8 protein-coding genes are annotated in these 11,237 nt (G+C 73.8%); 3 read left to right on the top strand and 5 right to left on the bottom strand.

Going from position 1 to position 11,237, the window contains the following annotated elements:
* Positions 1 to 31: 31 nt before the first annotated feature.
* Positions 32 to 1,417, bottom strand: a complete 1,386-nt coding sequence (locus tag H5965_RS36010) for an MFS transporter (protein ID WP_310975445.1) — start codon at positions 1,415 to 1,417, stop codon at positions 32 to 34.
* Positions 1,414 to 3,414 carry an MMPL family transporter gene (locus tag H5965_RS36005; protein ID WP_310975444.1) on the bottom strand — a complete coding sequence of 667 codons (2,001 nt, stop codon included), beginning with the start codon at positions 3,412 to 3,414 and terminating at the stop codon, positions 1,414 to 1,416. The genes H5965_RS36010 and H5965_RS36005 overlap by 4 nt, the downstream gene beginning before the upstream one ends.
* 282 nt (positions 3,415 to 3,696) lie before the next feature.
* On the opposite strand from H5965_RS36005, the gene H5965_RS36000 reads away from it, so the two are divergent.
* The 3 genes from H5965_RS36000 (at position 3,697) to H5965_RS35990 (ending at position 6,983) form a co-directional block, all read left to right on the top strand.
* Positions 3,697 to 4,944 carry a helix-turn-helix domain-containing protein gene (locus H5965_RS36000; RefSeq protein ID WP_310975443.1) on the top strand — a complete coding sequence of 416 codons (1,248 nt, stop codon included), beginning with the start codon at positions 3,697 to 3,699 and terminating at the stop codon, positions 4,942 to 4,944.
* Positions 4,945 to 5,125: 181 nt separating this feature from the next.
* The gene (locus tag H5965_RS35995; RefSeq protein WP_310975442.1) at positions 5,126 to 6,217 is read left to right on the top strand and encodes an aldose epimerase family protein; all 1,092 of its coding nucleotides are present in this window, start codon (positions 5,126 to 5,128) and stop codon (positions 6,215 to 6,217) included.
* Between the two features lie 49 nt (positions 6,218 to 6,266).
* On the top strand, positions 6,267 to 6,983 hold the full coding sequence (locus H5965_RS35990) for a transporter substrate-binding domain-containing protein (RefSeq protein ID WP_310975441.1): 717 nt from the start codon (positions 6,267 to 6,269) through the stop codon (positions 6,981 to 6,983).
* Between the two features lie 4 nt (positions 6,984 to 6,987).
* Here the strand turns inward: H5965_RS35990 and H5965_RS35985 are convergent, their stop codons facing one another.
* The 3 genes from H5965_RS35985 to H5965_RS35975 form a co-directional block, all read right to left on the bottom strand.
* Positions 6,988 to 7,497, bottom strand: a complete 510-nt coding sequence (locus H5965_RS35985; RefSeq protein ID WP_310975440.1) for a DinB family protein — start codon at positions 7,495 to 7,497, stop codon at positions 6,988 to 6,990.
* Positions 7,498 to 7,568: 71 nt separating this feature from the next.
* On the bottom strand, positions 7,569 to 9,158 hold the full coding sequence (locus H5965_RS35980) for a hypothetical protein (RefSeq protein ID WP_310975437.1): 1,590 nt from the start codon (positions 9,156 to 9,158) through the stop codon (positions 7,569 to 7,571).
* On the bottom strand, positions 9,155 to 11,158 hold the full coding sequence (locus tag H5965_RS35975; protein ID WP_310975436.1) for a hypothetical protein: 2,004 nt from the start codon (positions 11,156 to 11,158) through the stop codon (positions 9,155 to 9,157). The genes H5965_RS35980 and H5965_RS35975 overlap by 4 nt, the downstream gene beginning before the upstream one ends.
* Between the last annotated feature and the right edge of the window lie 79 nt (positions 11,159 to 11,237).

The following is an 11,237-nucleotide window of genomic DNA, read 5'->3' as shown; positions in this document are numbered from 1 at the left end:
ATTCGATCTCCGGTACTCACGGGGAAACGGGTTACGGGACAGCACGTTTGTCACGCGGCGACGAGGTCTCGGCGGGCCGGGCCCGCGGCACGCGCACGGCCAGCAGCGCGCCGGCGAACGTCAGCCCGGCCGCGACGAGCAGGCCCGCGGTGTACCCGCCGGCGAGCGCCGCCCCGGCGGGGACGCCGGCGTCGAGCCGGGCCGCGCGCACCGACGTCAGCACCGCGCCGATCAGCGCGACACCCAGCGCGCTCGACAGTTCCCGGCCCGCGGTGAGCCATCCCGACGCCGTCCCGGAATACCGCTCGGCCACGACGTCGAGCGCGTGCGAGGTCATCGGGACGGTGAAGGCCGAGCCCGCGCCGATCAGGACCATGCCGGGCACGCGCGGCCACAGCGCGGGCACGTGGTTCACCGCGGCGAGGGCGAGCAGCCCCGCGCCGACCACGACCAGCCCCGCCGCCACCGTCCGAAGTGGACCGTGGCGGGCGACGGCCGCCGGCACCAGCGGGGTCGCGGCCACCACCGCCACCGCGACCAGCACCAGCGGCAGCCCGGCGCCGGCCGGGCCGAGCCGGAGGAACTCCTGGTGCAGCAACGGCGTGAAGAAGAAGATCCCGGAGATCCCCAGACCCCACAGCAGCTGCAGGCCGAGCGACCCCAGGAACACCCGGTTCCCGGTCAGGGCCGGCGGGACCAGCCTCTCGGCCGCGCGCCGTTCGCGGACGAGGAACGCCACGCCGAGCGCGGTCCCGGCGGCCAGCAGCGGGAGCCGGAACCCGGGTTCGGCCAGCGCGGTGGTGAGCAGCACCAGGCTCGCCGTCACCAGGATCATCGCCGACGCCGGTGGCGCGCGAGTCCCTGCGCCGCGGCCGGGCGGCACGGTCGAGGGCAGCAGCACGAGCATCGCGGCCACGAACGGCAGGTTGACGAAGAAGATCCAGGCCCAGCCCCAGTATTCGCTCAGGACGCCGCCGAGCGCCGGGCCGAGGGCCAGCGCGGCCGCCAGGCAGGCCGTCCACACCGCCGCGCCGAGCGTCCGCCCGCGCGCGTCGAGGTTGGTGCGCAGCAGGCTGAGCAGCCCCGGCACCAGGAACGCGGCCGCCATGCCCTGGAGGACCCGTGCGGCGACCAGGAGCCACGCCGTGCCCGCCAGCCCGCCCGCCGCCGCACCGGCCCCGAAGGCGAGGAGGGCGCCGGTCAGGGCCGGGCGCCGGCCCCAGCGGTCGACCAGCGCGCCCGCCACCGGCAGGAGCCCGGCGAACGGGAGCATGTACCCGAGCGCGATCCATGACAGAGCCCCGACGTCGAGGGCGAGCTCGCGGGCGATGGACGGCGCTCCCGCGGCGACGATCGTGTTGTCCAGGGTCGTGACGAAGGCGCCCAGCGCGAGTACGACCAGGGTCCGCCGGGTCATCGCGTGCTCCCCACGAGCTCGCCGGGAACGACGGCCTTGCGGCGCGGGAACCACCAGTTCGCCGCACCCAGCCGGGCCATCACCGCGGGGACGAGCACGCACCGGACGACGACGGCGTCCAGGAGCACGGCGACGGTGAGCCCGACGCCGGCCTCGCGCACCACCCGGGCGTCGACGAAGGCGAACGACACGAACACGAGCGCCATGATCAGCGCGGCCGCGGTGATGGTCCGGCCGGTCGCCGCGACGCCGTCGACGACGGCCGCACGGGTGTCGCCGTGGCGGCGCCACGCCTCCTGGATGCGGGCGATGAGGAAGACCTCGTAGTCCATGGACAGCCCGAACAGCCCGGCGAACAGGAAGACGGGCAGGTACGGCTCGATCGGGCCCCCGAAGGCGAACACCACCGCCCCGGTCGTCGCGGCCGCGGTCAGCAGGTTCATCGCCGCCGCGGTGAGCGGGATCAGCACGCTGCGGAACACCCAGGCCAGCAGCAGGACCGAAATCCCGACGACGGCGGCGAGGAACAGCGGCAGCCGCTCGGTGATCGCCGCGGAGAAGTCCGCCCGGGCCGCGACGACCCCGCCGACGTGCGCGTCCGGGCTGCCGATGAGCTTGGCCATCACCCGCGTCGAAGCGAGCAGGTCGCCGGTCGCCGGGTCGCCGGCGCCCGTCCGCGGGAGCACCGTCAGCAGCCAGCCGCCCCCGGGCAGCGCGGCCGGCGGGGCGACGTCGGCGCTGGCGAGGAGGGCTTCCCGCAGCGTGCCCACCGATTCGCCGCCGGTGCCGACCACCAGCAGCGGCGCGTCGGCGCCCGGCCCGAAGCCCTCCTTCAGCAGTTCGGCGGCGGTCCGGGTGACGCTGCCGGGCGGGTCGAGCGCGGCGTCCGGCACGCCGAGCCGCAGCCCGGTGATCGGGAGCGCGAGCACGGCCACGACCAGCAGGGCGGCGAGGGTGTACGGGCCGGGACGCGCGGTGACCGACCGGGCGAGCCGGGCCCACCGGCCGGCCCCGGCGTCCGGGCGCAGGCGCATCCGCCGGCCGACGAGCCGCAGCAGCGCGGGCAGCAGGGTCAGCGCGGCGAACGCGGTCAGCAGGACCGAGACCGCGGCGGCGACCGCGATCCCGTCCAGGAACGGCAGGCCGACGGTGACCATCCCGGCCAGCGAGACACACACGGTGATCCCGGCGAACACCACGCTCCGGCCGGAGGTCGCGGCCGCGACGGCCAGCGCGCCCGCCGGATCGGCGCCGTCCCGGCGGCCCTGCCGGTAGCGGGTGACCACGAACAGCGCGTAGTCGACGCCGACGCCGAGCCCGAGCAGCGCGGCGATCTCGGTGCTGATCTTCGGCATCGTCATGACGTGCGACAACAGCGTCACGGCGGCCAGCGCGCAGCCGACCGAGACCGCCGCGGTGAGGACCGGGAGCAGCACGCAGGTCACCGAGCCGAAGGCCACCAGCAGCACCACGGCCGCGGCGAGCAGGCCGATGCCGGCGTTGCCGAGGTCGGGCGCGGCGGCCGTCATCGCGGCGAGCTCGCCGGACGCGCCCGCGGTCAGGCCCTCGGCGTCGCGGACGGTGGCGGCGAGCGCGTCGGCCGTGCCCTGGCCCAGGTCGGCGGCCGGGGCGTCGAAGCGCACGGTGAGCACCGCGGTCCGCCGGTCGGCGGACACCTGGCCGGGCGGCGGCTCGACCGCCACGACGTGCGGCAACGCCGCCAGCCGGGCGGCGAGCGCGTCGAGCCGGACGCGGCCCGTGCCGCTGTCGACCGGGCCGTCCGGCGAGCGCACGACGACGCGTTCCCCGGCGCCACCGGCCCCGGTGGCGCGCAGCAGGTTCGCCGCGGCCGTGCTGTCCGCGGCGGGCAGGTCCACGGTGTCGCGGAAGGCCGCGCCGGTGTGCAGCGCGGCGGAAACCAGCCCGCCCAGCGCCAGCAGCCACAGCACGACAACGACGCCGGCCCGGCGGAAACACCAGGAAACAAGCGCCGTCATCGGGTTTTCTCCTCACGCATGCCGGTTGATCACGCTAACAACCGGACAGGGCGCGAAGATACCGCCTGAGTTCACAAATCGAATCCCGGAAACCTTTGCCGCGATTAGCGTTCCGCTTTGTCGGGCAGGTGACAAACTCCGGTGCGGCCGTTGGTCCCGGCGTGACAGAACCCGCGCCCGGGGCAGGGACGCCGGTTGCCAAGTCCGTTCCCGTGTGAGTACATGACGTTCGCGCCGACGACGGCGCGAAGTCTCCAGGCGGCGCGGCAAGGGGTCTGAACCATGAGCCGGACGATCACGCAGGCGGCGATTCCGCACCCGCGGGGCACCGGCCGCGCGCGGCAGCTGTGGTGCTCGCTGCCCACCGAACTGGCCGGGCGCTTCCGGGCGCACGCCGACCCGCTCGCCCGGCGGATCCTCGACGAGGTCCAGAAGGCCGTTCCCGAATACGCCAAGCCCCTCGAGGGCGAGTTCGGCAAGATGACCGTGCTCGCGATCGAGCAGGCGGTCCTCAGCTGCATCGACAGCATCGAGGACCTGGCGTCCACACAGGACGATTGGCCGAAGCTGTTCGTGGAGGTCGGCAAGCGCGTCCACCACGACGGCGGCAGCCTCAATTCCCTGCAGGCCGCCTACCGCGCGGGTGGGCGGGCGGCGTGGCGGTACGTGGCCGAACTGGGCCAGGCGCACCGGTTCCCGGCGGCCGTGCTGTGCGTCGGCGCGGAGGCCATTTTCGCCTACGTGGAAGAGATTTCCGCGTACTCGGTCGAGGGGTACACCTTGGCGCAGGCGATGGCGACCGGCACGCTCGAGCGCCGCCGGCGCCGGCTTTTCGAACTGCTGCTGGCCACCCCGCCGTCGTCCCCGGCCACCCTGGCGACGCTGGCCGAGGCGGCGCAGTGGGCGATCCCGGAGTGGGTCACGGTCGTCGCGCTCGACCCGCGGACCGACCGGCACCCACCGCCGACCCCGCAGGTGGCCGCCGACGTGCTCGTCGATCTCGACGGCCCCGAGCCGTGCCTGCTGACCCCGAACCCGGACCGCGACCTGCGCGGCCTCGAAGGCCGCCTCCCTGGCTGGCGCGCGGCGGTCGGCCCCCGTGTCCGCCCGGCCGAAGCGGCGACGTCCCTGCGGTGGGCCCGCCGCACGCTCGACCTGGCCCGCCGCGGCCTGGCCGGCGACGACCCGGTCACGCACACCGCCGACCACCTGGCGACGCACTGGCTGCTGATCGACCGCTTCCTGCTCGACGAGCTGTCGGCGAAGGCACTGTCCCCGTTCGCCGGCCTGACGGCCAAGCAGCAGACCCGGCTGGCCGAAACGCTGCTGAGCTGGCTGGAGCACAACGGGAACACGCCGGAGATCGCGCAAGCCCTGCGGATCCACCCCCAGACGGTCCGCTACCGCGTGAGCCAGCTGAGCGAGCTGTTCGGCGACCGGCTGGCGGACCCGGCGAAGCGCCTGGAGATCCAGATGGCCCTGCGTGCCCACCGGCTGCTGGGCACCCGCCCACCGGCCGGCGACCGCTGACAGGCGCCGGCCCGCGTGCGGCTTCCACCGGTGTCGCGAATGACTCATTCGGGACGCCTGAGGTCCGCAATGAGTCATTCGCGACGTGCGAACCCGCGGCCGACCGGGCTGACAGCGGCCGCGCGGTCGGCTAAAGTCGTCCCACGCTGTTAGCGCTAACAGCACGTTGGAGGGCCCACCGATGACCTCACCCGAACTCACCCGGGAGCTGTTCGGCCAGGCCGGCGGCACCGACGTCCACCGGTACACGCTGGGGCGTCCCGGCGGACCGGTCGTGCGCGTGCTCGACTACGGCGGGGTCATCCAGTCGCTCGAAGCGCCCGATCGCGACGGGCGCCTCGGCAACGTCGTCCTCGGGTTCGCCGACCTCGACTCCTACGTCGCCAACAACCGGCCCGACGCGGACCGGGTGTTCCTCGGCTCGGTGATCGGCCGGTTCGCCAACCGGATCGGCGGCGGCACCTTCACCCTCGACGGCGTCCAGTACCGGGTGCCGCTGAACAACGGCAAGAACAGCCTGCACGGCGGGCCCGCCGGGTTCGACACGCGGGTCTGGTCGGCGACCGAGATCCGCGACGGCGACGGCGTCGCCGTCCGGCTCACCCTGATCAGCCCGGACGGCGACCAGGGCTACCCCGGCCGGCTCACCGCCGAGGTCATCTACCGCCTCGACGCGCACGATCGCCTGCGCATCACCTACCTCGCGACCACCGACGCGCCGACCGTCGTCAACCTGACCAACCACACCTACTGGAACCTGGCCGGCGAAGGCACGGGCGACGTCCACGAGCACCGCCTGGAGATCGCGGCGAGCCGGTTCTGCCCGACCGGCGACGACCTGATCCCGGCCGGCGAGCCGGTGCCGGTCGAGGGCACGCCGTTCGACTTCCGCCGGTGGGCGCCGATCGGCGCCCGCGTCGGCGAGCCCGACCCGCAGCTGGCGATCGGCCAGGGCTACGACCACAATTGGGTGCTCGACACCGGGGCGCCGTTCGCCGCCCGGGCGTGGGACCCGGGGTCCGGGCGCCTGCTCACCATGTGGACGACCGAGCCGGGCCTGCAGTTCTACTCGGGCAACTACCTCACCGCGGACCTGACCGGCACGAGCGGCCGCCCGTACCACCGCGGCGCCGGGTTCGCGCTGGAGGCGCAGCACTTCCCGGACTCCCCCAACCGGCCGGACTTCCCGAGCACGGTGCTGCGGCCCGGCGAGGTCTACCACCAGGAGACGGTGTTCGCCCTGACCACCGCGGACGAGCCGCCGGTGGCGTGAGCGACAATCGCGGGGCGCACGCCCGGGCCCGCCGCTAGCCTCGCCGGTCATGGGAGATCTTTCCGCCGTCGCCCGGGACCTCGCGCCCACCGGCACGCTGCGCGCCGCGATCAACCTCGGCAACCCCGTGCTCGCGCACGGCACGCCGGCGGAACCGGGCGGGATCACGGTCGACCTCGCCCGCGAGGTGGCCGCGCGGCTCGGCGTCCCGGTCGGGTTCGTGTGCTCCGACGCGGCCCGCAAGTCGTTCGAGGCGCTGACCTCGGGCGCGGCCGACCTCGGCTTCCTGGCGATCGAGCCCGCCCGCGCCGAGCAGGTGACCTTCACGGCGCCGTACGTCCTCATCGAAGGCGTGTACGTCGTCGCCGACGGCTCGCCGCTGGCGTCGCCCGCCGACGTCGACCGGCCGGACGTCCGGATCGGCGTCAAGCAGGGGTCCGCGTACGACCTGTACCTGACCCGCACCCTCCGGCACGCCACCATCGTGCGCGGCGAGGACGGTGTCACGGCGTTCGAGGCGGAGAGCCTGGAGGTTGCCGCCGGGATCCGCCGGCCGATGACCGCCTACGTCGCCGCCCACCCCGGGACCCGCGTGCTCCCGGGGCGGTTCATGGAGATCCGGCAGGCGGTCTGCACCACGCCGGACCGCCGCCCGGAGACGATCGCGTTCCTGCACGAGCTGGTCGAGGAGCTCAAGGCAACCGGGTTCGTCGCCGACGCGCTGCGCCGAGCCGATCAGGACGCCACGGTCGCCCCGCCCGCCTGACCGGTTACCTGCCGGTCACGCCGTCGATCAGCTCGCGGCCGACGTCCACGTGCCCGGCGTGGCGGGCGAAGCTCTGCACCAGGTGGCACAGGATCCACGCGAACGTGGGGTGTTCTTCGGCGCCGCCGCGGCGAGTGGTGCGGACGGCCCGGCCGTCGAGCGGGGTGACGGCGGCGAGCCGGGCGCAGTTCTCGCGTTCCGCGACGAAGAACGCCGTGATGTCCGCCGACGGTTCTTCCGGCGCGACGAACCACTCCTGCTCGGCGGTGCCGGGCCAGGAGAAGTCGACGTCCTCGCCGGCGAACAGGTACCGGATCCAGAAGCGTTCGGTGCAGGCGAGGTGCTTGACCATGCCCAGCGGCGTCCAGCCCGACGGCAGCACGCTCCGGCGCAGGTCGTGCTCGGAGAGGCCGTCGAGCTTGCGGAGGATGGCGGCGGCGTTGTGGTCGAGGTAGCCCAGCAGCAGCGCACGCGGATCGGCCAGGGTGGGCGGGGGTTCGGGTGTCTCGACCATGATCGAAAAGCTACTGGGCGGCAACCCGCGACACCGGGTTCCCGCGCCCGCACGACGGGGTGACCGGTGGGTCAGACCGACGTGGCCGCCCAGTGCCCCAGCCAGAACTCCCGCCACACCACCGTGACTTCCCGGACCGCGAACCCGCCCGGGTCCTCGTCCAGCGCGGTCTTCCACGCGTCTTCCAGCCCGACGCACAGTTTCGAGGGTGCGATCTCCACCGCCGTGCTGGTGAACCGCTGCTGGACGAGGTTCAGCGGCACCGAGAACTTGCCCTTGCCCCGCAACAGGGAATTGCCCAGGTCCCGGCAGATCAGGTATTCGAGGTTGGGCGCGTCGCGGGCTTCGGCACCGGCCGCGTCGCCTTCCGGCAACGGGAAGCCCATGTAGTCGAAGGCCTGCCGCAGCGCCCGCACGGCGACGGAGATCCCGCGCGGAGTCCATTCCATCTGCCACGAGATCCAGATCGCCAGCCGGCGCTGCGCGGCCGGGTGCACCACCGGGACCACCGGGCCGGCCAGCGTCTGGTAGTCGCCGGCCCGCTCCCACAGGTGGTCGCTCAGCTCCTGGCCGTGTTTGCCGTTGGGCACCTTGGCGAACCCGGCGAACATGGTGGTGATCGCCGTGCGGGGGTCTTCGCTGCTGTGGGCGACCGGCAGCGCTACTTCCTCGGCCGGGGTGACCACGCCGAGCTGGAGGTGGATGAACGCGAGATCGTCGAGCAGGGTGATCGACGCCCCGACCACGCCGATCTCCGGGAACTGCAGCAGCAGGGACACGAGCGCGTGCGTCGAGCCGACCCGCGCCGGGCCCACGAAGGTGACCGGGATGATCGTGGACAGCACGCCTTCGGGTGCTTCGCCGGGGTGCGGCTCTTCCGCCGGGTGGGCGCGGATCCGGAACCAGTTGCCGGTGCGGTGCCCGAGCCGGGTGTCGGCCAGCCAGAGGCGGAATCCGCGTTCCTCGCAGTACCGGATGATCCGCTCGGCGATCTCGAACGTCAGCTCGGCGCTCGGGTGCTGCAGCGCGATCGAGAACCGGACGGCCAGCGACGCGGCCCGCGGGATCCGCTCCTCCCGGTATTCGGCCTCGACCTCCACGGGCAGCTGGACCGGGCACTGGATGGACAGCAGCGGCCCGCGGGCCACCTCGACGGCGATCTGGCTCAGCGTGGCGAGCAGGTTCTTGATCTGGGTGCCGTGGCTGAGCCGCAGTTTCGCGGGCTCGTCGGCGATCGCGATGATCCCTTCGATCCGGCGATCGGACTCGGCCAGGAACGTCAGGTTCGGCCGGGCTGTGCCGCGGAAGACGTGGCTCAGCTCGTCCGAGCCGAAATCGAGTTCCGGTTCGACGGAGCTGCCGTGGTCGCGGATCCGGAGCCGGTCGGGCTTCTCCCCGGTCCGGATGCCGACGACCAGCCCGGCGCCGTGGGCGCTCGAGGAGAGCGTCTCCAGGAAGAACCGCGACTTCGGCTCGCTCCGGCCCTCCCCGGTGACGAGCCCGACCAGGTAGCCGGGCCGGTCGACGAGGTGGTGCACCTCGAAGTCGACCTCGGTCAGCGGCTGCCGCAGCGACCAGTAGCCCGCTCTCGCGAGGTTGGCCAGCGCGTGCGCCGAACGGGCCTTCGGCGCATCGCCGGGCATGTTCGTCCCTTCGCTCATGAAAGTGACCCCGAGGAGGAGAAGATCGCGTCCGGCGTCCGGCGGCGCTGCTTGCTCGTCCCCCGGCCGTCGACCCAGTGCGGCGCGCCCATGAGGTGCAGTTCCTCGGCGTCCTGGCGCGGGTCGCGGCGACGGCTCCACGCCGAGCGGATCGGCGGCACCAGGGCGATGGCCGCGAGCAGGGGCACCACGGTGGCCAGCCCGAACGCGACGGGCAGGACCGACCGCGCGGAGTCCGCGGCGATGGCCGCGCACAGCAGGGCCATCGCCCCGATGCAGACGTGCGCCACCAGCCGCGGCAGCGCCCGCAGGTGCCCCGCCACGGAATGCCGGTCCGGCAGCGGCAGCCGGGAGTACAGGAAACCCGGGACGAGCAGCAGCACGGCGATCAGCGCCCCGGGACTGTTCGACGCGCTCGACGCGCGCAGCCGGACGGCACCGGCGCCCCAGTACGGCCAGAAGTGGTGCCCCGCGAAGGTGGCCGCGGAGTACGCGATGAGGGCGACGGACAACGCGTAGAGCAGCACCGTCGTCGGGCTCGACGGGGTGGCGTCGCGCAGCAGGATCCCGGCGCGGGTCCGGATCTGCGCGCCGTCGAGCGAGCGGACGGCCCGCCGCCGCCAGTAGACGCTGGCCTGGTTGCTGGTCGGGTTGTCCTCGGTGGCGAGGTCGTATTCGAGTTCCTGCGCCTCGAGCTCCCGGGCGGCCTGCCCGAGCCTGGCCGGCTCGACGACCGGGTGGCGGATCAGCGAGTTGTCGAGCGCGGCACCGTCGGCCACGGCTTCGCCCGAGATCGCCGCCCAGCCCAGCTCGGCCACACCCGGCAGGTGCTGTTCGGGCACGGCGATCCGCGCGTGCTCGGCGTCCCACTGCCGGCGGCGGAGCAGATCGGCGAGCCGGCGGAGGGTCGTCTGCGTCTGGAGCTCGAGGATCTTCGAGTAGGGCGACTTCCGCGGCGGCGCGGCCGCCGGCCCCAGCCGGGTGGCGAGGGTCTTCAGGTCCGTGACGAGCTCGCCCGCGAGGCCCTGATCGGCGTCGGTCCGGAGGTAGATCTTCTGGATGTGCACGCCGGGCTCGGTCTCGACGACGAGGTGGTACGACCGCAGGCTCGCCGGGATGGCGCCCTCGTACTGGACGAGGTACCCGCGGCTGCTGGCCCGCAGCGTCCCGCTCCACGACCAGCGGGGCCGGGGCTTCTCCACCGCGAGCGGGGCCTCGTAGGTGAGCAGGTGCTCGTCGGCCCCGCGGTCCATGGCCACCACGAGCAGGTAGTTGTTGACGGCGACGTCGAGCAGCGCGAAGTAGTCCCCGAGCGGCTCGCGGTAGTCGGCGAGCAGCTTCAGCGCCTTGCGGCGGCAGTCGGCCGCGTGCCCGGCCGTCATCCCCGGGGTGAGGTCCCGCGGGCGCGGACCAGTCGGCCTGCTGCGGTCGGTCAGCAGCGCGAGCAGGGCCGCCTGGATCAGCCAGCGCGGTTCGTGGTCCTGGTAGAGCAGCCGGGCCAGCGGTTCGTCGCGCCGGGCGTCGGGGAACCCGGTGAGGATGCCGCGGAGCAGGCGGTACAGCCCCGAGGCGAGCAGCCGCGAGGTCTCGTACTGGGTGAGCCGCGGCAGCTTCCGGCCCGAGGCGTCCCGCACGTCGACGGGCGCGGCCGTCCGCGAGATCCGGGCGACGGGCACCCACATCTCGGAGGCGACGAACGCCGGGCCGTCCGGCTGTTCCGCGCCGTCGGCGCGGTGGCTGGCGATGCTGCGGAACAGTTCGGAGGCCTGCCGCTGCCCTTCGTCGAGCATCCCGAGCCGGACGTCCACCTCGGTGATCCGCCGCGCGACCCGGTGGTCGACCAGCGAGATCCGCTCGGTCAGCCGCCGCACGTGGTTGAGCCGCAGCGCGGTGTCCAGGAAGGAAAGCCCCACGGCGGCCCCGTCGAGCGACAGGCGGGGCGGCGCTCCCGGCACCGGCATCGACCGAATGGCCTCCTCCAGCAGCGAGAAACCGTCCATTCGCCTTCCCTCCCCAGGTGCCGCCCCGGATGCACCGGCGGGGACTAGGTCGGCGAATCACCCTCCGGGGTTACAGATA

Source organism: Amycolatopsis sp. 505, from assembly GCF_031625235.1.
GTDB lineage: Bacteria > Actinomycetota > Actinomycetes > Mycobacteriales > Pseudonocardiaceae > Amycolatopsis.
The sequence above is the reverse complement of the archived record's forward strand: the minus strand, read 5'-3'. Positions and strand labels throughout refer to the sequence as shown.

Excerpts from the sequence above, each read along its gene's own strand:
- H5965_RS36010 (WP_310975445.1), bottom strand. The coding sequence starts at position 1,417 with ATGACCCGGCGGACCCTGGTCGTACTCGCGCTGGGCGCCTTCGTCACG.
- H5965_RS36005 (WP_310975444.1), bottom strand. The coding sequence starts at position 3,414 with ATGACGGCGCTTGTTTCCTGGTGTTTCCGCCGGGCCGGCGTCGTTGTC.
- H5965_RS36000 (WP_310975443.1), top strand. The coding sequence starts at position 3,697 with ATGAGCCGGACGATCACGCAGGCGGCGATTCCGCACCCGCGGGGCACC.
- H5965_RS35995 (WP_310975442.1), top strand. The coding sequence starts at position 5,126 with ATGACCTCACCCGAACTCACCCGGGAGCTGTTCGGCCAGGCCGGCGGC.
- H5965_RS35990 (WP_310975441.1), top strand. The coding sequence starts at position 6,267 with ATGGGAGATCTTTCCGCCGTCGCCCGGGACCTCGCGCCCACCGGCACG.
- H5965_RS35985 (WP_310975440.1), bottom strand. The coding sequence starts at position 7,497 with ATGGTCGAGACACCCGAACCCCCGCCCACCCTGGCCGATCCGCGTGCG.
- H5965_RS35980 (WP_310975437.1), bottom strand. The coding sequence starts at position 9,158 with ATGAGCGAAGGGACGAACATGCCCGGCGATGCGCCGAAGGCCCGTTCG.
- H5965_RS35975 (WP_310975436.1), bottom strand. The coding sequence starts at position 11,158 with ATGGACGGTTTCTCGCTGCTGGAGGAGGCCATTCGGTCGATGCCGGTG.